We start from the raw sequence: 21,687 nt of genomic DNA, 5'->3' as shown, positions 1-21,687 counted from the left end.
TTCAAACGTCATACTGCTTCCCAAATCCTTTCTGAGTTAAGAAAGTAAATGATTGAATAGTAGCTTCGATACGATGAATGAGAACGGTTATAACACCAACAGAAATCCAGTCATAATCGCGGCAACAGTTCGAATATTATTCCAAAAAGTCCATTTTTCAAGGTATATTTGCCAATAATTAGGACTGTTGGTCTGGCCATGTTCTGACTGTAGCGTTTTATTTAATGGCACATTTTTAATGACGGTTACAAATGTTGTACCTAGCAGAAAAACCACACCAGCAACAATATCACCAGTATTTCCAAACGAAATAAAATACAGAGAAGCAATTGCTGATCCCATAAAAAACAACAAAAAGACAGGATTTATAATCTGCTTGTTTATTTCCACCATTACCACTGCACCATTGTCTGATCTTTTTAAAACATTCATAACAGTGTTTGAAAACACAAAATACAAGCCAATCATTGTTAGCATGGCAAGTTTCAATACTGCTTCTACAATCGGTATTCCATCAACTGCCATAGTGTTACCCTTCCTTTAGAAAATACGCAGCATTATCAATGATAAACTGACTGAAATTTTTTGGCTGCCTGCCAAGAGCCTCTGTAATTCCATTTTTTATACTCTCATTTCGTCCATCGAGCACCTCTGTGAATAGATAGCTGAGCGCATCTATAGTGTTTTTTTCAACACCACTCCTTGCCAGGTTATTTTGGTATGCAGACAAACTAACTTGCTCAAAAGTGATAACTCGGTTCAGTCTTTGACTAAAACGCTCCGCAATTTGTGCAAAGCTCAATAATTCTGGACCTGTAACTTCGTATAATTTGCCATTGTGTTTGTCCGTAGTTAACGCTGCCACTACTATCTCAGCGATGTCGTCAATATCGACAAAAGGTTCTTTTGTCTCTCCGACAGGTAAGGCAATTTTGGATTGCTGAATATATTGCCTGAATAACCCTTCACTAAAATTTTGGTTAAACCAGGCGGCACGAACAATTGTCCAGCTGATGCCTGATTGTTTGACTATATTTTCAGATAGTTTCGCCGCAGGCTCGCCTCTTCCGGAAAATAGCACGACACGCTGTACCCCTTTAATCTTTGCCAGAGCAATAAATTGCGAAATATCTTCAGGAGCTTTGGGTACCGCCAGATCAGGGTAATAAGTTATATAAACTTGTTTAATTCCGGTAAGTACTTTGGCCCACGTTACAGGTTCGTCCCAATTAAAATAAACGTGCGATGATCAGGAAGCGCATCTGGGAGAATATCCCATTTCCCGCAATTTTTGTTCGACCCGAACACCCGTTTTTCCTGTAGCGCCGATAATCAGATGTTCATTAGATAATTTAACCATAGCATTCAGTTCACTAAAAAAGACAAATAGTTATTTTATTTTACTGCTCCCCTATCAAAATTTATTGCTTAGAGTTCAACAAACATTGCAGAACGGTTGTTTAATTGAGCGAGTAGTATTTCAGTGTTTAATCCAGGCCCAAAATAGCGTCATATTCATTTTCGTCGTGACAGACCAGGTCCATGGTTTTTAGTACTAAGAGGTAATCAGCACCGTTTTCAGGTACGCAGTGCAGGTCATGTATTTGCACTGGTTTAATAGCAACAGGCTCTTTTACAGCGCCTGATTTTGACAGGTTAAAGCCACCCAACTCTGACATAATATTTTCCTCGTTTTCAAATCATCAATCACAAGAAAAATATTAAATTATCAGAGACTTAAAGCAATATTATACGATTATTTAATAACCACCAAACCCTGACTCATAGTGCAGCCTCGCGGTATTCTGGTCAGCTTTTTTCGGGTAGCTTTGAAACTATCAAGTGCACTGATAATTACTCATCAGCAACGAAGTTCAAGGGGCTCATATGAAGAGTTTAGAGACGAAATACCTTTACGGAGGAATCTAATGACAGGGATACCTTATCCAGTTCCTGACTCGAATGCGTCAATTGCTCTGCAATGCTGGCAGTTTCATTGGTTAACTCGTTGATACCTTCGACGTTTTCTTCCAGGTCTGCCACCACCGTCGATTGTTCTGTAGTGGAATTTGCCACCAGCACAGTTTGCTCCAGGATATCCATAACATTACTACTGATTTTCTGTAATGCCTGCTTAGCCTTATCCGCATATTCAACAACAAAATCGCTGCGTTCACGGCCTTTTTTAATGGCTTCAACAGCTTTGCCAGAGTCGTCTTGCAGACGATTAATCACCGTCTGAATTTCCTCGGTTGATTCTGTGGAGCGATTTGCCAATTTGCGCACTTCATCCGCCACAACGGCAAAACCACGGCCTTGCTCCCCGGCCCTGGCGGCCTCAATCGCGGCATTTAAGGCCAATAGGTTAGTTTGTTCTGAAATCCCTCTGATGGTATCAAGCATTGCACTGATATGATTCACGGATACAGCCAGGGACTGCACCACATCTGTGACTCCGTGCAGCTCATCCGCCAAGCCTGAAATATAAACCCGGGTTTTGGCGACGATATTATCGCCTTCGTGACACGTCAGTTTTGCTTTTTCGGCCAGGTCAGCACTAATAGCCGAATTGCTTTCCACCTCTTTAACCGTAACGCTGAGCTCATTAATGGCGGTGGCCACCTGTGAAGTGCGATCTCGTTGAAACAGACAGTTGTCACCTGTGCTCTTTGCCAGTTCTGCGGTGGCTTTAGTGGATATGGTCAGCGCTTTTGAGTTTTGCTGTAGATTAATCACCGCATTTTTTACCCCTTTCAGGAACGCATCAAAGCTGCTGGCAATTTGTGCCAGTTCATCCTTGCCTTTTAATCCTATTTGTTCTGACACCGACATAGTGCTTGCGGCTCTGGCCATGGATTCCCTGATATGCCCCACCCGAATGCGCAACTTATTGGCAATAAAAAAACAAATCAATACACAAAATAAAAGCGACAACCCGAGAATCAGCACTGTGCTGCGCAAAGATTTCTCGTATGCTTCGGTACTTTCAGCGTTCAGTTTTTTAGCCTGTTGCAGTAAGGTATCCAGGATGTCGTTGTTGGCTTTGCGCATCGCAATATAGGAACTGGCGTATTGTCGATAATAACCACTGGCTGCTTCCATATTTTCTCTGGACAAGGCATCCAACATTGGATTTAGCTCCGTCACCACCATATTTTCGAAAATATCTGTCAGTGCAAGCGCCTTCTGTTTGAGCCTCTCATCCACCTGAGTTTCCACGGCTCTTGCCAGTTCTTTACGCATGATGGGAATGTCTTCTATTTTAGTTTCTTCAACCCGGGTATGAATGCCTCTTGCATCTTTAAGTGGCGTCATTTGTAAGAACATCATATCTATTCCCACCCGCATACGTGGGATCCTTGATGCAATTGTAGCAACAGCCCGCATCGGCTCAGCGGTATTCAGATACAATTGCTCAGTATGGTGAATTAGCCGGGATTGATAGACTGCACCAATCACTCCAATGCCCAGCATGGCAGCACAAGGAATCAATATGGCCAATAACAACTGATTTCGAATGGTAATGTTGGATAAATTCATGGACACCTCACAACCTATACTAAAAATTGCAAATACCAGAGCCTGTTAAGTTTTGATTGTTTGTAAAGCGCTGCTCTCAACAGAGAAAAAACAGCGCCCAACACTCACTAACTAACGGCTAAACAGAGCAGCACCAGGGCTGCCGCCGAGAAGATAAACCACAAGGGCAATACAAACTTGAACCAACGTGTCCATGAAATGCCCGCCGTGGCCAGATAAGCCAACAAAGTGCCAGAGGTGGGGGTCAGCAAATTGGTAATGCCGTTACCAAATAAAAACGCTGTGACGGTTTGCTGAGAAGTAACACCAGAAAGTTGCCCCAAAGGGCTCAGAATTGGAATACTTACGGCCGCCTGTCCGGATGTTGATGGGATCAACACATCCAGTAATAACTGGCTAACAAACATACCGGTAACAGCGGCGTATTTATTCCCTTCGCCAATGAAGCCAGACATCCAGTTCACTATGGTATCCAACACATAAGCATCACTGAGCACGATTGCCACTGCCGAAGCTACACCAATTAAAAAACTGGCTAACAGCACTTTTTTCATGCCCTCAACAAACACTTGGGCCGCTTCCGATGGCTTGTAACCACTGATCAGCGCCAAAAGAATACTGATCAGAATGTAGTAACTGGTGATTTCCTGATGCTTCCACTGCCATTGATTGGAGGCGATGGCCAAAAAGATAATGCTGATAAACATCACTGCCAACATCAACACATGGCGAAACGGAATGGTAAAATGAGGGGTATCTATACTTATCTGAGAAGCTGAATTAGCTTTGCGCAATTTATAGATCATAAAGCCAACACCCAGCACCAGAAACACCACAAAATATATGCTGCGCTGCATTGCACCGCTAAAAATGGGCAACCCCACCAGTGGTTGTGCAATCGTGAGTGGCAGCGGATTCAGAATAGACGCGATGTAACCCACTTTGACTGAAATAGTCAAAATGGCAAAACCGTATATGGGATCCAGCCCAACCTTTCTGGACAGCGCCACCATAATGGGGATCACTAACAAATACTCAGATGCCAGCCCCAGCATGGTGCTGCCAAAACTAAAAACCGTCATCAAAATGATGGTCAGCGCAAATATGTTGCCCTTAACCAGTCCGATAAGCTTGTGTAAACCGTTATCAATAGCGCCTGATGATGTGAGAATGCCAAACATGCCGCCAATCACTAACACCATGAAGATAAGTCCGGAAGCCTTATCCAGCCCTTTGGGTATAGCCTGTAACAGATCGGCAACACTGGCCGGAGTAGCGCCCTCAATTTCCTCTTTATCCCTCACCGACAATAAATGGCTTAAGGAGGTATCTTTTTCAATGAGCTGAAAGGTGCCGGGAATAACCACCTTACCATCGCGTTGATAGCTCCCCGAGTTCACCAGGTAAGTGAGCGCACCGGCAATAAGTAAAATAAATAACAGAATAACCAGCGGATTTCCTTTTACAGAAGGCTCCTTTGCTACCTGACTGTCAGTATCAACGGCACTTTGACTTTTCATTAGGGAAATCTCACTCATATCAATACACCCACCCGGGATATTTAAAACAACTATCTAAAATCACAAAACGAAACTTTGCGGATGGGTTTAAAATAACCCACCCGCCGTGGTTTCGGCTTTAAAAGCGATAACTCACCTTGGTATACATAAATCGACCAATGGCGTTGTAAGTGTTTTGATCAAAATTAATGTTGGCATTGGTTCTGGATGTAGGTGGTTGTTTATCACCGATATTGTTCACCCCTACAGTCCACGTCCATTGCTCATCAAACTCATATACAGCATTAATGTTGTGATACACAGTAGTACCTATGTGCAGCTCCTCACCCTGGAAGGTTTCTGTTGTATCACCGATATGGCGCAGCGAGTAAGCTAACGTCATAGGCCCTCTCTCATATCTTGTCGAGAATGAACTGCGCCATTCAGGATAAGCTTCGCGGCTGCGCGCTTGCCCCAACTTGTCATCCACCACGGTTGAACCATCAGACAGTACCGAGGTTTCTTCATAAGTGCTTAATTTTGAAATGGTTAAACTGAAATCCCAGTCACCCTGCCAGAATGAATCGGTATAGCGGATCACGCTATCCACTCCAGCCACTTTGAGGCTGTTCAGGTTGATAGGACCGTCGATAATTTCCAAGATTTCGCCACTGCCATCACGGGTAATTGAGTCACAGGCCCGCCCGGTATTAGCACAGGTATCCAGAATGCTTTGTGCCCCCACAGTGGTAATAGAGTTATCGATTTCAATATCAAACCAATCCAGGGTAATGCTAAAACCGTCAATTGACGCCGGTTCGTAAACGATACCATAGGAAATGTTTTCTGACGTTTCAGGTTGCAGTAAACGATTGCCCCCGGTTCTTAATTGCACGTTGGAATCGGGCTGAACATAGGAAGCGGGTACACCTGCACACCCCACCGAGGAATTATTGCCGGAGCACGGATCAATTACCGCAGAAAAAGTAAAGCGCTCTCCTTCATATAACTCAAGAATTGACGGTGCTCTAAACCCCTCAGCCCAGGTGGCACGCAAAGAGACATCTTCGACGGGCTTGTATTGAATACCCGCTTTACTGTTCGTCGTGCTACCAAAGGTACTGTAGTCTGAATATCGGGTAGCAACAGATAACTCTAAATACTCTGCCATGGTAACTTCGCGCAATAAAGGGATCGCCAGTTCGACATAGGCCTCTTTCAGATTGTAACTGCCATCTGTGCCGTAGCGCGGCGATGAGGAGGTAGTTCGGTAAGTGTTGAGTAAAGGCGCATCATTAATTGTGCTGTCAGGGGTATCCACCCCTTCTTCCCGACGGTATTCGATACCGGCCGCCAGAGCCACTTCACCGGCGGGTAACTCAAACAACACACCTGAGATGTTAGCGGTAAAATCCAGTTGTTTTGCTTCGTTCTCGTCTCTTCCGGTAAAGTTGATGTAATCAATCACTTCATCAGACAACGGGTTAAACAAATTAATCGGTACACAACCCTGGGCCAAACTGCCTACATCAACATCAAAAGCAGATGCGTCACAGGCTTGTAAACCCAATGCCAGTTTATCTAAATGCAATTGATTGTATGAAGTAAACTCACCTTTGTTACTGGCCACCGACAAAAACGCATCCCAACTCCAGAAATCGCCCAGGTCCACCTCACCTTCAAGGCCAACACCAAAACGCAGCGTTTCCACAACCTGTGCATTAACCCGATAATCATTTTCAGTGATAAAGGAAGTATGCTGAAAATCACTGCCACTAAACTCCACACCAAATGGATTAACCAGCGGATTGTTAGGGATAGAAAATCCTCTGGAGCCTCTTACCACAGATAACACAGGGGAAAACTGCTGGTCAGATTCGCGACGATTGTACAGTGCTTCGACGCGCATTTCGGTGCTGTCAAAGGGTATGATGGCTTGCAGGTAAGTAGAGAACAACTCCTGTGGCCCTACTACGTAGTTATTATCGTAGCGATTGTAGGTGTCACCAGAAGTGGCCGCACGCCAGGAGTCCAGGTCACTGCCATCCTGACCAGCGTTTCTGGTGATCCCAAGTGTCGGAATCTCGAAATCTAATACTGATGCTAAATTAGCTTCTCTGAAAAGCCCTTCTGGTGTTCCAGATGATAAACCGTTAAGAGGAACTGCTGTTAATTCCCGAGCTTGAGTGTAAACCGGCTCACTGTCTGAATAGCTCATCGAAAAGAGTACATTGGCATCACCGATGTCATTGCCCCAGAGCATATCCAGGTTCAGCGTTTCTTTGTCACCATGACTGGTTTCGCCATAATAAGCTGATATCTCGGCTCCCACATATTCATCATGGGTGTAAATGTTCATTACGCCGGCAATAGCGTCCGCACCGTAAATTGCGGTAGCGCCGTCTTGCAACACTTCAACCCGCTTTACAATCGCCTTAGGAATGGTATTTAAATCAACAAAATCCCTAAAACCCCGGGTACCGGCACCATTTACCCATCGGTGGCCATTTACCAGAATCAGCGAGCGGTTTTCACCTAAACTACGCAAATTCAAACTACTTGAACCATGACTGGTGCCCGCTGAACCATTGCCGTTCAGACTGGCACCCACTGAGGGTAACTCCTGCAGAATTTCTCCCAGAGAAACAACACCTTTTTGATTCAAATCTTTCAGCGAAATATCCTGCACAGGACTGGGTGAGTCACTACTTCTTTTGATGCGGCTTCCTGTCACCTGAACCCGCTCTGGTGCATCTTCATGGTTTTGACCATGCTCAGCAGCAGAAGTACTTTCCTGAGCGAATACGCTGTTGTTTAATCCCAGCAAAATACTCAGGGCAATGATACTCAACCGAGGTTTACGTACATTCATTTTCTAACTCCGATTTGGTTGTGTTGTTTTTCTGTTCGTTTCACCGATTAAACCGAATATAGAAAACGCAAAAACCTCATGCAATAAAATTAATTTACATCATAACTTGATAACTTTTTGTTATACACGAAAAGTCAGTGAGCTTAAGCCAACCTCACTAATTAAGGATAACAACTACCCACGACCTCCATACCGGCCTCTCGTTCAACATTGAAATTCAACTTACACTACCGATAACTTTTTATCATAAATCAATCAATATAAATCATATTATTGAATAGAAATATGACAGGGCTAACCTAAATAGTACGATTAACAACCAGTGTTTTTCTTTATTAAAAATACTGGCATAAACGCAGTTATCGGCACTGAAAAAGCAACCATTGCAGGCCACAACAATAACCTGACAACGCACAGTGTGGAATGACTAAAACACCTGAATAAGGTGGCGTAAGACATTTTAGTTAGGTAGTAGCAAATGGAAAATAGTGTTATTCAAGACAGTGGTAATCCCCAATTTAACGAGGGGATGAAAAGCTTTGCAATCATCCAACCTGAAACTGATGAATCTGTCATTCCGCTGCTTATTGACAGTCCACACAGTGGCCGTGTTTTACCCGACAACTTTAAAACCAGTGCCTCTAACAACGCACTGTTATCCGGATGGGACGCCTGGATAGATGAGCTATTTGGTGATTGTAGCTATTTTGGCGCCACCCTTATCCATCAACACATATCCAGAATGGTGATTGATTTAAATCGCAAGTACGACGATATTAATCCTGAATTACTCAGCGACAACGCTGCAACAAGTGGACTGGCTATTAACCCTAGCGCATACAGCACAAGAGGCATGGGACTTATCCGTCAATTTGCATTGCCTGGCATTCCTGTCAGTGAGGGAAAGCTGTCCGCTCAGGAAGTAAAAAGCAGAATTGATGACTATTACTTCCCCTATCACAACGCGATAGAAAGCAAACTAACCAACTTCAGGCAACGATTTGGTGCTGCCTGGCATATTGATTGCCACTCCATGAAATCCATTGGCAATGCCATGAATATTGATGCGGGCCTGCCGCGTGCAGATATTGTGCTTAGCGACAGAGACGGCGCTACGGGTGATCCAGCGCTGATGAATTTAATGGCTTACCACTTTCGTGACCTGGGTTATCAGGTTGCATTAAATAACCCCTACAAAGGTGGCTACCTGGTACAAGCCTATTCTGATCCCCAAAACCGTATTTATTCAATGCAAATTGAATTAAACCGGGCCCTGTACATGAACGAACAAGCGTTCAGCAAGAAGACAGAGTACGAAGCTCTCAAAGCTGATATCAATAACGTTTTACAGCAAGCTGCAAACTATATAAAACAGGCAATATCATAGCAATGTCACTCGTAAACCGATTAATAAGTGCAGTTATGCTTTTGCTCGCCTTCACTGCGAGTGCCAACCAGAAGGACATTACTTTTGCCTTCTCAGAGCAGCCCCCCTATGTAGTGCTAGACAAAAACGGATACCCCTCCGGAGACTATGTTGAGCTGGCAATGGCAGTAGCGAAATCACTGAAACTCAACTTCGGGTTCTGGAGTTGCCCTTTTGAACGCTGCCTTGAGCTCATAAAAAATGCAAAAGCAGACATTATGATTGGCCTCGAAAAACACCCGGAAATGCAGCGCTATATGAGTTTTATCGCATTTTCAGATAGCCCCTCTGAAACCCTGTATGCATATTATCAAAAAAGCTCACAGCCCTTTTCTCTATACCTTGACGATTATCTTGAAGTAAGGCCAAGAAACCTGCCAGGCGGAGCACTGTATTTTCATCATAATGGTAATAATATCAGCTATTACAAAAGCCTCAGCGCCACCACCATTCCTCAATACTTCAGGTTACTGGCTTCCGGCAAAATAGACATGATAGTCAGCGCCAAAAGCATAGGTGATTATCTGTTAAAACAACCTTTGGCAACACAGGATGTATACGCGTTCCCAATCAGTAACGCCACCTGGCAAACTGTGCCGATGATAGGCATAGCCCGTAATTCGCCACTTCATCAGCAAATGCCGGATCTGCAAGAGCAGTTTAACAGACTACGTTCTAAAACCGTTGCGAAGAATGATTTTGCTTATGCTGATATAGGTCAGTAGCATCCGGTATTATTTCGTTGCTGGACGCAGGCATATCACTTAACATCGGCAAAGGCTTTAAGCAAGTACACCAGATAAGCAGAGCGAATCACGAGACTTTCATGAAACTAAACAGCAACTTAAACCTCAAAAGTCTGGAAGCCTTTACCACAATCGTAGAAACGGGTTCGGCAACTGAAGCGGCGCGTGTTCTGGGTTTAACGCAACCTGGTATCAGCCGGCAACTGGCCAGCCTGGAGGAAGTTGTGGGGTTTCAGTTGTTTTATCGCGAAAAGAGTCGCTTACTGCCCACCGAAGAAGCCCATATTCTCTATCAGGAAGTCACCTTATTCCTCAATGGTGCCAACCGCCTGACAGAGCTGGCGCACAATCTGTTTTTCTCCAACTCGGGAACCTTGAGAATTGTTGCTCCCAGCTCCTTTATCACCGGTCCGCTGCAAGACATAATCGCGAAGTTCATTGTGAATAACCCAATGGTAAAGTTTGTACTAGATACACAAAGCCCGGCCTCCGCCAGAGAGCTAATAGCCAGACGCTCGGTAGATTGTGGTTTTGTACAATTACCCGAAGAACACCCCGGCATAAAGACCGAACCATTAATCGAAAGTAAGGCGGTTTGTGTATTGTCAAAAGACCATCCACTGGCCAGCCTGGAAAAGATCTCCATTGAAAATCTGCGGGGCCAAAACCTGATCGTACTGGGCAAAGGCAGAAGCTCGCGGGAACGCATCGACGTGGAATTCAGAAAGCTCAATGCCCGCATGAAAATCATCCTGGAAGCACACACTGTCGCCGTCGCCTGTAGCTTCGCCAAAAAAGACTTGGGTATTGCCCTGGTCAATGAACTACTGGCACAGCAATACCTGAATGACGACCTCGTAGCCCGTCCCTTGCTGCCCACCATCAAATACAGCTACGGCTTCGCTACTTCTGAACAAGGTAAAATGAGCCGCCTTACCGAATCATTTTTAAAATTCTGCCAGTCGGAGTTTAAGCAACAATAACCAGCAACCTTATTTAACTGCATAACAACAGGCAATCAGATTTGGTTGCATGATTGTTATACCTATTTACTCCGCAGCAGTGCTCCCACGCTCCCAGATATTCCTATCCAAAACCACTGATACTCAATTTGGCAAAGTGCCATATAGTAAACTGTAATTTGCGATATTTAGTGGCGACCCACGTCACAAAAGGTATTTATTTTTACCAACACAATGCGTATCTTGAACTTCCGTTTAAGTTGTCACCAGTTAAAAAAGGATTTTTTGCAATGATAGATTCAACCAGCACGACATCAGAAAAACCAAATAAGCCAATAACCCGATTCAGGTTAATTAAGCACAAAGAAGTACTTATTCCACTGATAACGGCAGTGCTTGCTACCTATATTCATTTTTGGGGATATGCCTATCTGAAAGGAAAGCTGCAAATGGTCGGACTGGGTGATATTGAAATTCAGTTGTCCATTTTGGAATCTGTGTATCAGGCATCACTGTCCTTCAGGGATATCGTCAAGGGAGTGATAGGGATTGAGTTATCTACAGTACTCCTGACACTTCTTGGCGTTATATCTGCTTTTTTAGTTTATGCCTTAATGTTTTCTTTAGGTGATTTCATTGGTGATTTTATCAAGGAAAAGCAAAAACAAGAGCCAATAAATACTGATGGTAGCAACGGCATAATTAAGGCCATGAAAACAGGAACGACAAAGAGTTTCGAGGTTTGCGCAGTCTTTGTCATTCTGGTCTTTTTATTCTTTGTTTTTTCCTCAACAAGCTCTCTGCTCTTAAACATCCCCAGAAGCATCGGACAAGCAACAGGCAAAGCCTTAATAGAAAACCCGGTATGCAAACCCGTGCCATGGAAGGAAATGGAAAAAGACAGATTAATCTCCTGCACCCGACTCAAAACACAAGATGGAGAACAACACTCAGGTGTGATTATTTTTAAAAACAATCAATACACTATCCTGGTTTCTAATCAGAAAAGTTTATTGCTGGGCCCTCAAAATAAAATTATTGCCTGGTCTGAAGTTTTTGAGCGCCCTGACAAAACTGAATGAAGCAATAGACAGCACCGTTGGAGCACTCCTAAGTGCGTAGTGAGCAAGCATCCCACTTCATTTGGTTTTTCAAATCACATTTTGATTTGATTAGGACAGTTAATCGCATCACAAAATGATGCGATTAGCTGACCTACCCACTATCAACGACTAAAACAAACGCAATAAAAAACCAGGGCTAAATGGCCCTGGTTTTAAAATGGCTTTGAAGTAGCGTTTTGGTCACTACCACACAATTGTAAATTATCGCTTATGAGAATCTGTGTGTTTCACTTCTTCAGGTTTATATTTATCTCATAAATAGAGCGGAATACCGCCCGCCTCCACGCGCTTCATTTCAGCAATAACGTAAGGCCAAAATGTTTGGCTTACCTTTCAAACCAATAAGCTAATTCGTTAGTCAGTCAAAAGTTTTAATTAAGCAACACAAACTTCATTCGAAACTGACAAACGGTTGCCAAAATCGTTTTGTATTTAATGCCTTTCTTGTCGCCCAACCGTAATATAGTTCCAAACTTCTCGTACACTTCTCGCTTAATTGATTTGCTAAAAACCTACTGTTACTTACTGATATCAGAATCAATATTTTTAACTCTAGCTTGATGCTTTTCGGGGGCGAGGTTGCTAGACAAAATCCCTACAAAAACCACATTTCTGTCACGTTTGAGGTAATAAAATACATGTTTACCGTCGGGGAAACGGTAAGCGTTGCTGGAAACTTCTTCAATCAACAATCCGGATTCAGGATTATTTGCCAAGGATTGCATCCGGTTGCGCAAAATTTCCTTGTATTTTAACCACTGGGGCTTACCCCACTTTCTAATTGTGTATTGGCGAATTGATTCTAAATCCCGCCGGGCATGGCCTCGCAGTAAAAAAGGGATGTCTCCCACTAGTCGTATTTCCCGGAATCTAACTCATCCAGAAAACGATTACCTTCCTGCAAATCATCTTCATCAATATTCTCAAAGCGAGATTTTACCAACTCCATCTTTAATGTTTCCATGCGCTCGTACTCCGCAGTTGAGAGGACAACTGCGACTGCAGTTCCGTTCTTTTTAATCTCTACCGGCTCAGATTGTACTTTTAGAAGCATCTTACCGAAGTTGGTTTTGGCCTCGTTAGCATTTAAGGTAAACATAGAAAAACTCCTAATAGGATTTCCACCATATTACCTCACAACACGAAAAGTTCAAATCGAACGATTCAACCGAAGTTATATTTGTAAATTTGGTGACTCATCATTGGTGACTATTAGTTTATTCCGGTTAATTAAATCACCTTTTGATGCAATTAGCTGCCCTACCCGCTAACTACGACTAAAACAAACGCAATAAAAAACCAGGGCTAAATGGCCCTGGTTTTGGGAAGATTTCGAATAAGCGAATCGCTTATTCTTCTCTGTACGTCTCTACACTCGGGCAGCTACATACCAGGTTTCTGTCACCGAATACGTCGTCGATGCGGTTTACCGTTGGCCAGAACTTGTTGCGGGCCACGGCTTCGGCTGGGTAAGCAGCCAGCTGTCGGTCGTAGCTGCGGTTCCAGTTACTGTCGCAGATGTCGGCCAGGGTGTGTGGTGCATTGTGCAGTGGGTTGTCGATGGCATCCCACTCGCCGCTTTCTACTTTGGCGATTTCTTCGCGGATGCTGATCATGGCATCGCAAAAACGGTCCAGTTCCGCTTTGGCTTCAGATTCAGTGGGCTCAATCATCAGCGTACCCGCTACCGGAAAGCTCATAGTTGGCGCGTGGAAGCCGTAGTCATTTAAGCGTTTGGCCACATCCATTTCAGTCACACCGCTGGCTTCTTTCAGCGGACGCAAATCAATAATACATTCGTGGGCTACGCGGTCGTTGCGGCCACGATACAAGACTTCGTAATGTCCGGTAAGGCGTTTGGCGATGTAGTTAGCGTTAAGCATTGCCATTTCAGTGGCTTTTTTCAGGCCTTCGCTACCCATCATCTGAATGTACATATAGCTGATTGGCAGAATTGATGCACTACCCCATGGCGCTGCCGAAACGGCACCGTTGCCTTTATTGCCTTCTACCACATTGATTACGGCGTGGTCTGGCAAGAATGGCGCTAAATGGGATTTAACACCTATAGGTCCCATACCTGGGCCGCCACCACCGTGTGGAATACAGAAGGTTTTGTGCAGGTTTAAGTGGGAAACATCTGAGCCAATCAGACCAGGCGAAGTAATACCTACCTGGGCGTTCATGTTGGCTCCGTCCATATAAACCTGACCACCGTGCTGGTGCACGATGTCGCAGATTTCTTTGATGGTTTCTTCGTAAACACCGTGAGTAGACGGGTATGTCACCATAATACAGGACAGGTTTTCGCTGACCTCTTCGGCTTTGGCCTTCAGGTCTGCCATGTCGATATTACCGTTCTTATCACAGTCAACCACCACTACTTTCAGGCCAACCATGTTGGCAGACGCTGGGTTAGTGCCGTGTGCTGAGCTTGGAATTAAGCAAATGTCACGGTGAGCATCACCACGGCTTTGATGATACTTTTGAATCGCTATCAAACCAGCGTATTCGCCCTGAGCACCGGAATTTGGTTGCATACACAGGTTGTCGTAACCAGTGATTTCAATCAGCCAGTTGCTCAATTCGGTGATCATCTCCTGATAACCCTGAGTCTGATCGACAGGGGCAAATGGGTGAACGCTACCAAACTCAGGCCAGGTAACCGGGATCATTTCGGCAGTGGCGTTCAACTTCATGGTACATGAGCCCAGTGAAATCATAGAATGGTTCAACGCCAGGTCTTTGTTTTCCAGTGACTTGATGTAACGCAGCATTTCAGTTTCTGAGTGATACTGATTAAAGACTTCGTGGGTCAGGATATCGCTGGTACGCTTCAGCGCTTCAGGAATTGATTTGCTACCCTGAGACACAATGCGTGCATCCAGTGCGCCCACTTCCAGACCGTGATTTTCACCACAGAATACGTTGAACAGATCTTCCACGTGACGGCGAGTGGTGGTTTCATCAAAACTCACACCCAAAGCGCCGTCTACGTCGGTTCTTAAGTTAATACCGGCATTTAACGCGTTAGCAATAATGCTGGCTTTTTGCTCTTCGCTGACGTTAACACTGATGGTGTCAAACCAGGTGTCATTGCGCAGCCCGAAACCTTTTTGAGTTAAACCTTCAGCCAGAATGTCAGCAAAGCGATGAGTACGGTTGGCGATAGTTTTCAGGCCTTCCGGACCGTGGTATACCGCATAAAACGACGCCATGTTGGCTAACAATACCTGTGCTGTACAGATGTTAGAGTTAGCTTTTTCGCGACGGATGTGTTGCTCGCGGGTTTGCAGCGCCATACGCAGTGCGGGACGACCGCGGGTATCTTTAGAAACACCGATAATACGGCCCGGCAGTGAGCGCTTGTGTTTGTCACTGGTGGCAAAAAATGCGGCGTGTGGACCGCCATAGCCCATAGGTACACCAAAACGCTGTGCTGAACCTAACACAACATCAGCACCGAGCTCGCCAGGCGCTTTCAGCAGTACCAAACTCATGATATCCGCAGCAACTGCCACGATACCTTTATTGGCCTGAACGGCAGCAATCAGGCTGGATAAATCGGTAATTTCACCAGTGGTGCCGGGATATTGTAATAAGGCACCGAAATAATCACCGTCAGCGGCTTTTTCAGCAGCGGCGATTTCCACTTCAAAACCGAACATTTCAGCACGGGCGCAAACTACGTCGATAGTTTGCGGATGCACGTTGTCAGCAATAAAGTAGGTATTAGATTTTTTGTTTTTGGAAACACGTTTAGCCAGTGCCATCGCTTCAGCTGCGGCAGTCGCTTCGTCCAGCAGTGACGCAGAAGCCAGCTCAAGCCCCGTTAAGTCGATGGTAAGTTGTTGGAAGTTTAACAGTGCTTCTAAACGGCCCTGGGCGATTTCTGGCTGGTAAGGCGTATAAGCGGTATACCAACCTGGATTTTCCAGTACGTTGCGCAAAATAACGTTGGGTACCTGCACATCACTGTAACCCATACCGATGTGAGAGCGGAAAAGTTTGTTCTTTTTAGCGACCTGCTTGAGGTTAGCCAACGCCTGCGCTTCGGTTATCGCCTTGCCCACGTCCATGGGTTCAGGTAAACGGATCGAACCGGGCACCGTTTGTTGCATCAAATCGTCCAATGACTCTGCACCTACCGTGGCCAGCATTTCGGCGGTTTCAGCCTCGCTCGGGCCAATGTGGCGGCGAATAAAATCTTCGGTTTGTTCTAATTGAGATAATGAGAGAGATTGCTCAGACATGATGCTACTTCAGTTTCCTATGGGTCAGACCCGTTTTGTTAAAGTTTCAAATTTGAAGGTCAGAGCCATTTAAAAAGTAGCTCTGACCTTGTCATTCTTTTACGCGCTTACTAAGAAAAAGGGCCAGAGATGTTTAAAAACGGCTCTGACCCCATAATCACTTGACGATTAATCTTCGTCGATGCTGGCTTCGTAGCCTTCGGCATCCATCAGGTTTTCCACTTCAGCTTCGTCTTCGGCTTTGATTTTGTATAACCAGCCGTCGCCGTACGGGTCAGAGTTAACCAGCTCTGGAGAATCTTCCAGGTCTTCATTAACCGCTACGATTTCGCCGCTGATTGGTGCGTATACGTCAGAAGCCGCTTTTACAGATTCAGCTACCGCAACGTCGTCACCAGTGCTGACTTCGTCGCCCACATCTGGCAGATCGACAAATACCATATCACCCAATAATTCCTGGGCGTGCTCAGTGATACCCACAGTGAAGACACCATTACCTTCAGGGCGAACCCACTCGTGAGTAGTGGCATAACGTAATTCAGCAGGAATGTTACTCATTGTTTTTCCTCGGATAGTTCTTTAATAATTTGATGAATTAATCGGTTCTATAACGGTTCAGTTTAGCAAAAGTTAAATTATAAAACTGACTTACCGTTGCGCACAAAACTGGGTTTAACCACATTTACTGTAACCCACTTTTTGCGCATTTCCACTTCAACTGTGTCGCCAACGGTTTTAGGTACACGTGCCATCGCAATACTGTGCCCTAAAGTAGGTGAAAATGTACCTGAGGTAATAACGCCCTCACCGCCTTCGGCTTTTACTTTTAAGCCTGCCCGCAGCACGCCTTTTTCAGTCATCACCAGGCCCACCAGCTTTTCGTTACCGGTTGCTTTTAATTCGGTTAACGCTGCTCGACCTACAAAATCACGGTCTTCCGGTTCCCAGGTAACTGTCCAGCCCATGTTAGCGGCAAGAGGAGAAATGGTTTCGTCCATATCCTGACCATACAGATTCATGCCCGCTTCCAGACGCAAGGTATCACGCGCCCCCAAACCACAAGGTTTTACACCTGCCGCTAAAAGCTTGTCCCACAATGCTGCGGCCTGGTCTTCAGACACAATAATTTCGTAGCCAGCTTCGCCGGTGTAACCCGTAGTAGCAATAAATAAGTCTTCAGCCTGAACACCGAAAAACATTTTCATGCCTTCGACGGCTGCTTTTTGCTCATCAGATAAAATGCTGCCCACTTTTGCTTTGGCGTTTGGCCCCTGCACCGCGATCATCGCCAGCTCAGGACGCTCAGTGATAGATACGTCGAAACCTTCAGCGTACTTGTTCAGGTGGTTTAAATCTTTTTCTTTGGTAGCAGAGTTAACCACAACGCGATAATCCTGCTCGTTGAAATAATAAACAATCAGGTCGTCTACTACACCGCCCGCTTCGTTAAGCATGCCGCTGTACAACGCTTTACCTGCTACCTGTAATTTATCAACGTCGTGAGTCAACAGATAACGTAGATACGCTTTAGCATCAGCACCTTTTACATCCACGATAGTCATGTGAGATACATCAAACATACCGGCGTCCTGACGCACAGCGTGATGTTCTTCGATTTGTGAACCGTAATTTAGAGGCATTTCCCAACCGTGAAAGTCCACCATCTTAGCGTTGGACTCAAGGTGTTTGGCATGTAGCGGAGTTGTTTGCAGCATGGCTTGTTCTCTCGTTGTATTCTGCTTTGCTTGAGGGCATTTAGTGGCGCAAATTATAGGCGCTTAACCGGCAGGCAACAAATTGCTTTTACAAATACACTCATAATAATTTTAAATGCATTTAAGCCATGACATTTAACTATTTAATAGTTTTAAATCGAATAGTGTTTCAAAAAAGAACAAAAAGCCCAATGTAAGAAGGACTAAGCGCAATTTATTGAAATAAAAATAGTATAGGAGGAATAAACAGGAGCCGGTATTCGTCTATTTTTTAAACGAATAAAAAAGCACGCAAGATAATACGTTAACCAACGTTTTCGATAATTAAGTGACACACTTGCTAACTGCGGGCTTTTTGGCGTCCGGCACAGGCCGGACGTTTTTTCTTTATTAATGGGGTTATTTTTTCGGGAGTAGAGTTGTTGACACTCTTATTCAATTGGCGCTGAACTGAATTGACGCGTTTTGCCCCAGTAACTCCAATGATTCTGAACTGGACCAACTGGTATCCGGAAAAAAGGAAGTACTAAAGCCGCCTTTTCCGTCTCTGGAAACCTGCAACAATCTGTCACCGTGTAACTGATATTGGGTTTCTCTTTCCAACCAGGCGCTGACACTCATCACGATATAAGCCCGGCCTTTACCATTAAACGAGATGCGCGAACGCAGCGGCGTGCCATCTTCTGCTACCGTTACCAAAAACTGCCCTTCAAATTTGTCCACATAGCTTCGTGTTTGTTTGTCATCAATAATGGCTTCCAGTGGCAAATCGAATTGCAGTATGGTTTCGCCTTCTGTCGCTTCATCTGATTCCATCACCCCGACATATTCACTGGTTAATATGGCGCGCTCTAAACTGTTGGCGGCTGAAATCATATTTTGAAAATCAATAGCATCGAGATTTTCCAGGGCCATCATAGTGGGTGTGTTGATCTCTTCGTTTTCAGTTTTTGCCAGTTGTTCTTCTTCTACCTTCACCAGCAAACCCTGGGAGTATCGAACCTGCAAGCCACTGCCGTCATCAGATAAGGCCAGACTGGCCTCGCCGGTTCTGATACGCTGCTCTTTGCCCTCACCTCGAATATTCTCAATCTGATTACTAAATTGTGCATTAATGGGTGTAGTTCCCTGCAATTCGGTAAGGCGCTGTTGTAATAATTCCAGCGAGCTGGCGTGGCTATAAACGCTGAATCCGAACAACGCTATGGCAGCAAAAATGGGCGACTTTTTCATGGGTTCCTTTGATATTTTATTGGCAACGCAACATTAGTGTGGAGCTGAGTGTAAAAGTTCCCTGTTTTTAAAGGAAGCCTCAGGTACAATTGCTAACAATTTTGCCGACTGCCAATCAAGGGTCAGATTTTGCGATGAAACAACTGTCACTGGAAAACCTGCGTACATTTGTGACTGTGGTGGAACTGGATGGCTTTTCCAGAGCCGGTGAGGTTTTGGGGCGCTCTCAGCCTGCGGTGAGCTTGCAGATCAAAAAGCTGGAAGAGCAATTGGGCACCCGGTTGTTTCAAAAACAAGGACAACGTCAGGTGGTGAATCACGCCGGACAAAAACTCTATGAGCTGGCAATTCCTCTGCTTAAACAAAACGATCAGATCTTTCAGTTTTTTGCGCAAAAACCTGTCAGCGGTAACCTGAGACTGGGCATTCCCAGTGAATTCGCCACGCAACTTTTACCCTCTATTATTGGTTCATTCAACAACATGTACCCGGATGTCACGCTGGAAGTGACCTCATCACTTAGCGCCTCGTTATTGCAAAAACACCGCAGCACGCCCTTTGATTTACTCCTGACTATTGCTACCGATACGCAAAATGAGGCCAGTGATTTTACTTTGTCGGATGATCTGGTGTGGGTGGGCTCAGATAAACACCCCAGGAACAGCAATTCTGTAGATTTGGTAGTTGCCCCCGAAGGCTGTCGTTATCGACAACGGCTGTTGGTGGGGCTGACGCAAGCAGGGTTGCACCACCATATCCGCTATACTATTTCAGATATCACCGGCATCAGTGCAGCGATTCAGGAAGGCCTGGGGATCACGGCACTGGCCCGAAGCACCGTACCCAATCACCTCAGTATCATTGAAGATAGCACCTTGCCGCAGTTGGGTAAGATCGCTATTCAGCTTACCGTACGCCAGCAACGTAACAAGGATGCGGTCAATAAACTGGCGGAATTTATTCAAAGCCGCCTTGCCGTAAACCTCAGCCACTAAGCGCATTTACACATTGAATCTCAGGCCATGGATTGTTACGCTACTGCAATAACTATTAGTGTATCAAGATGAGTAACCGAAACCCTCTGGCGCTGGACAACCAGCTTTGCTTTGCCCTGTATTCCACGTCTCTGGCCATGACTCAGGCATATAAACCTTTGCTGGACCCATTGGGACTGACCTATACCCAATACACCATTATGCTGATTTTGTGGGAACAGGATGGCGTCACCTTAAAGTTTGTGGCGGAACGTCTTGGACAGAAATCAGGCTCTCTGACCCCGGTAATTAAAAGAATGGAGTCACAGGGACTGGTTAAACGCATACGCGGAAAAGAAGATGATCGCGCGCTCAGCATCGCACTCACCGAAAACGGTAAACAACTTAGAGAAGATGGATTGGCGGTTAACCGCTGTCTGGCTGAGACTTGCGGTATTTCACTTGAAGAAGTTGCAGCGTTGAAAACACAGCTTCTTGCCCTGAAAGATCGCATAGCAAAAAATTAACTTGCATAATAATTGTTATTGCGATAACTTAAACACGTAAAAGCTCTCCGGAGCTTTTTTATTCAACACATTGTTATCGCAGTAATGTTTATTTAACTAACCTAAATGGCAGGAGATCCCATGAATCCAGTTTATACAACTTCAGCAACTTCAACCGGTGGCCGTGATGGTCAGTCAGTGTCTGAAGACAACCGTTTATCTGTCACCCTGAGCACACCTAAGGAGTTGGGCGGCGCCGGTGGTGACGGTACTAATCCTGAGCAATTATTTGCAGCAGGTTATTCTGCCTGTTTTATTGGCGCCATGAAATTTGTCGCCGGTGCAGAAAAATTGAAATTGCCAGAGGACTTGTCGGTAAAAGCCACCATAGGTATTGGTCAAAATGATAAAGGCGCTGGATTTGCCATTAGCGCAGCCTTGTCTGTCAGCTTGCCAGGAGTAGAAAAAGAAGTGGCGGAAGCATTGATTGCCAAAGCCCACCAGGTTTGCCCATACTCCAATGCCACTCGCGGTAATGTGGATGTGCAGGTAACACTGGCAGCATAAAAGGTAAACCCAAACTACAAAAAAGCGGCGTCGAGAAACTTGTAGAAATACCACTTTTCAAGGTGAAATCAGGTCGCTTATCGTAGTTTGGGCACCTTCATCACGGGAGCAGTATCCCGCCTATTCAGTTTTATTCAGGTCAATTTCACCCTCGCCAGCTTAGCCTGTATTCAATTGAAAGACTGACTGAAAAATAAATAATTTTTTAAAACTACCGATAAGAGAAATATGACAGTCAGTTAACCAAACTTGCAACCAGGAAGGTCTACT

At 45.0% G+C, this 21,687-nt stretch carries 19 protein-coding genes; 7 read left to right on the top strand and 12 right to left on the bottom strand.

What is annotated here, in order from left to right:
- Positions 1–87: 87 nt before the first annotated feature.
- The 6 genes from AC0J20_RS16765 to AC0J20_RS16740 all read right to left on the bottom strand — a co-directional run bounded on the left by AC0J20_RS16765 (position 88) and on the right by AC0J20_RS16740 (position 7,911).
- Positions 88–525: an anthrone oxygenase family protein gene (locus AC0J20_RS16765; RefSeq protein ID WP_473022610.1), complete on the bottom strand. Its 438-nt coding sequence runs from the start codon at positions 523–525 to the stop codon at positions 88–90.
- Between the two features lie 4 nt (positions 526–529).
- Entirely contained in the window at positions 530–1,081 is a 552-nt protein-coding gene (locus tag AC0J20_RS16760; protein WP_473022609.1) for an NmrA family NAD(P)-binding protein, read from the bottom strand.
- 406 nt (positions 1,082–1,487) lie between these two features.
- Positions 1,488–1,679: a hypothetical protein gene (locus AC0J20_RS16755; RefSeq protein WP_473022608.1), complete on the bottom strand. Its 192-nt coding sequence runs from the start codon at positions 1,677–1,679 to the stop codon at positions 1,488–1,490.
- 217 nt (positions 1,680–1,896) lie between these two features.
- Entirely contained in the window at positions 1,897–3,540 is a 1,644-nt protein-coding gene (locus AC0J20_RS16750) for a methyl-accepting chemotaxis protein (protein WP_473022607.1), read from the bottom strand.
- A gap of 107 nt (positions 3,541–3,647) precedes the next feature.
- A complete protein-coding gene (locus tag AC0J20_RS16745; protein WP_473022606.1) occupies positions 3,648–5,078 on the bottom strand; it encodes a YfcC family protein in 1,431 nt (476 codons plus the stop codon).
- 100 nt (positions 5,079–5,178) lie between these two features.
- Positions 5,179–7,911: a TonB-dependent receptor domain-containing protein gene (locus tag AC0J20_RS16740; RefSeq protein ID WP_473022605.1), complete on the bottom strand. Its 2,733-nt coding sequence runs from the start codon at positions 7,909–7,911 to the stop codon at positions 5,179–5,181.
- Between the two features lie 478 nt (positions 7,912–8,389).
- On the opposite strand from AC0J20_RS16740, the gene AC0J20_RS16735 reads away from it, so the two are divergent.
- The 4 genes from AC0J20_RS16735 to AC0J20_RS16720 all read left to right on the top strand — a co-directional run bounded on the left by AC0J20_RS16735 (position 8,390) and on the right by AC0J20_RS16720 (position 12,127).
- On the top strand, positions 8,390–9,298 hold the full coding sequence (locus tag AC0J20_RS16735) for an N-formylglutamate amidohydrolase (RefSeq protein WP_473022604.1): 909 nt from the start codon (positions 8,390–8,392) through the stop codon (positions 9,296–9,298).
- A 2-nt stretch (positions 9,299–9,300) separates the two neighbouring features.
- On the top strand, positions 9,301–10,062 hold the full coding sequence (locus AC0J20_RS16730; protein ID WP_473022603.1) for a transporter substrate-binding domain-containing protein: 762 nt from the start codon (positions 9,301–9,303) through the stop codon (positions 10,060–10,062).
- A gap of 101 nt (positions 10,063–10,163) precedes the next feature.
- Positions 10,164–11,066, top strand: a complete 903-nt coding sequence (locus tag AC0J20_RS16725) for a LysR family transcriptional regulator (RefSeq protein WP_473022602.1) — start codon at positions 10,164–10,166, stop codon at positions 11,064–11,066.
- A gap of 170 nt (positions 11,067–11,236) precedes the next feature.
- Positions 11,237–12,127 (top strand): DNA translocase FtsK 4TM domain-containing protein, encoded by an 891-nt coding sequence (locus AC0J20_RS16720; RefSeq protein ID WP_473022601.1) that lies wholly within the window; start codon positions 11,237–11,239, stop codon positions 12,125–12,127.
- Between the two features lie 560 nt (positions 12,128–12,687).
- Here AC0J20_RS16720 and AC0J20_RS16715 read toward each other — a convergent pair.
- From AC0J20_RS16715 to AC0J20_RS16690, 6 genes are all read right to left on the bottom strand, one after another.
- Positions 12,688–13,020, bottom strand: coding sequence for a type II toxin-antitoxin system RelE/ParE family toxin (locus tag AC0J20_RS16715; protein WP_473022600.1), 333 nt, complete (start codon positions 13,018–13,020; stop codon positions 12,688–12,690).
- Positions 13,020–13,268, bottom strand: a complete 249-nt coding sequence (locus AC0J20_RS16710) for a type II toxin-antitoxin system Phd/YefM family antitoxin (RefSeq protein WP_473022599.1) — start codon at positions 13,266–13,268, stop codon at positions 13,020–13,022. The genes AC0J20_RS16715 and AC0J20_RS16710 overlap by 1 nt, the downstream gene beginning before the upstream one ends.
- A gap of 250 nt (positions 13,269–13,518) precedes the next feature.
- On the bottom strand, positions 13,519–16,422 hold the full coding sequence (gcvP, locus tag AC0J20_RS16705; protein WP_473022598.1) for an aminomethyl-transferring glycine dehydrogenase: 2,904 nt from the start codon (positions 16,420–16,422) through the stop codon (positions 13,519–13,521).
- Positions 16,423–16,590: 168 nt separating this feature from the next.
- Complete coding sequence (gcvH, locus tag AC0J20_RS16700) at positions 16,591–16,980, bottom strand: glycine cleavage system protein GcvH (RefSeq protein ID WP_229527950.1); 390 nt, start codon at positions 16,978–16,980, stop codon at positions 16,591–16,593.
- A 77-nt stretch (positions 16,981–17,057) separates the two neighbouring features.
- The gene (gcvT, locus tag AC0J20_RS16695) at positions 17,058–18,137 is read right to left on the bottom strand and encodes a glycine cleavage system aminomethyltransferase GcvT (protein ID WP_473022597.1); all 1,080 of its coding nucleotides are present in this window, start codon (positions 18,135–18,137) and stop codon (positions 17,058–17,060) included.
- Between the two features lie 435 nt (positions 18,138–18,572).
- The gene (locus AC0J20_RS16690) at positions 18,573–19,370 is read right to left on the bottom strand and encodes a hypothetical protein (RefSeq protein WP_229527952.1); all 798 of its coding nucleotides are present in this window, start codon (positions 19,368–19,370) and stop codon (positions 18,573–18,575) included.
- A 134-nt stretch (positions 19,371–19,504) separates the two neighbouring features.
- On the opposite strand from AC0J20_RS16690, the gene AC0J20_RS16685 reads away from it, so the two are divergent.
- The 3 genes from AC0J20_RS16685 (at position 19,505) to AC0J20_RS16675 (ending at position 21,417) form a co-directional block, all read left to right on the top strand.
- On the top strand, positions 19,505–20,365 hold the full coding sequence (locus AC0J20_RS16685; protein ID WP_473022596.1) for a LysR family transcriptional regulator: 861 nt from the start codon (positions 19,505–19,507) through the stop codon (positions 20,363–20,365).
- A 68-nt stretch (positions 20,366–20,433) separates the two neighbouring features.
- On the top strand, positions 20,434–20,871 hold the full coding sequence (locus AC0J20_RS16680) for a MarR family winged helix-turn-helix transcriptional regulator (RefSeq protein ID WP_473022595.1): 438 nt from the start codon (positions 20,434–20,436) through the stop codon (positions 20,869–20,871).
- Positions 20,872–20,991: 120 nt separating this feature from the next.
- Positions 20,992–21,417, top strand: coding sequence for an organic hydroperoxide resistance protein (locus AC0J20_RS16675; RefSeq protein ID WP_229527955.1), 426 nt, complete (start codon positions 20,992–20,994; stop codon positions 21,415–21,417).
- The last annotated feature ends 270 nt before the right edge of the window (positions 21,418–21,687 follow it).

It is taken from the genome of Planctobacterium sp. R6, from assembly GCF_055755215.1.
The sequence above is the reverse complement of the archived record's forward strand: the minus strand, read 5'-3'. Positions and strand labels throughout refer to the sequence as shown.

What these genes read in the sequence shown, in the direction of transcription:
- AC0J20_RS16765 (WP_473022610.1), bottom strand. Translation starts at nt 525, where the DNA reads ATGGCAGTTGATGGAATACCGATTGTAGAAGCAGTATTGAAACTTGCC.
- AC0J20_RS16755 (WP_473022608.1), bottom strand. Translation starts at nt 1,679, where the DNA reads ATGTCAGAGTTGGGTGGCTTTAACCTGTCAAAATCAGGCGCTGTAAAA.
- AC0J20_RS16750 (WP_473022607.1), bottom strand. Translation starts at nt 3,540, where the DNA reads ATGAATTTATCCAACATTACCATTCGAAATCAGTTGTTATTGGCCATA.
- AC0J20_RS16745 (WP_473022606.1), bottom strand. Translation starts at nt 5,078, where the DNA reads ATGAGTGAGATTTCCCTAATGAAAAGTCAAAGTGCCGTTGATACTGAC.
- AC0J20_RS16740 (WP_473022605.1), bottom strand. Translation starts at nt 7,911, where the DNA reads ATGAATGTACGTAAACCTCGGTTGAGTATCATTGCCCTGAGTATTTTG.
- AC0J20_RS16735 (WP_473022604.1), top strand. Translation starts at nt 8,390, where the DNA reads ATGGAAAATAGTGTTATTCAAGACAGTGGTAATCCCCAATTTAACGAG.
- AC0J20_RS16730 (WP_473022603.1), top strand. Translation starts at nt 9,301, where the DNA reads ATGTCACTCGTAAACCGATTAATAAGTGCAGTTATGCTTTTGCTCGCC.
- AC0J20_RS16725 (WP_473022602.1), top strand. Translation starts at nt 10,164, where the DNA reads ATGAAACTAAACAGCAACTTAAACCTCAAAAGTCTGGAAGCCTTTACC.
- AC0J20_RS16710 (WP_473022599.1), bottom strand. Translation starts at nt 13,268, where the DNA reads ATGTTTACCTTAAATGCTAACGAGGCCAAAACCAACTTCGGTAAGATG.
- gcvP (WP_473022598.1), bottom strand. Translation starts at nt 16,422, where the DNA reads ATGTCTGAGCAATCTCTCTCATTATCTCAATTAGAACAAACCGAAGAT.
- gcvH (WP_229527950.1), bottom strand. Translation starts at nt 16,980, where the DNA reads ATGAGTAACATTCCTGCTGAATTACGTTATGCCACTACTCACGAGTGG.
- gcvT (WP_473022597.1), bottom strand. Translation starts at nt 18,137, where the DNA reads ATGCTGCAAACAACTCCGCTACATGCCAAACACCTTGAGTCCAACGCT.
- AC0J20_RS16690 (WP_229527952.1), bottom strand. Translation starts at nt 19,370, where the DNA reads ATGAAAAAGTCGCCCATTTTTGCTGCCATAGCGTTGTTCGGATTCAGC.
- AC0J20_RS16685 (WP_473022596.1), top strand. Translation starts at nt 19,505, where the DNA reads ATGAAACAACTGTCACTGGAAAACCTGCGTACATTTGTGACTGTGGTG.
- AC0J20_RS16680 (WP_473022595.1), top strand. Translation starts at nt 20,434, where the DNA reads ATGAGTAACCGAAACCCTCTGGCGCTGGACAACCAGCTTTGCTTTGCC.
- AC0J20_RS16675 (WP_229527955.1), top strand. Translation starts at nt 20,992, where the DNA reads ATGAATCCAGTTTATACAACTTCAGCAACTTCAACCGGTGGCCGTGAT.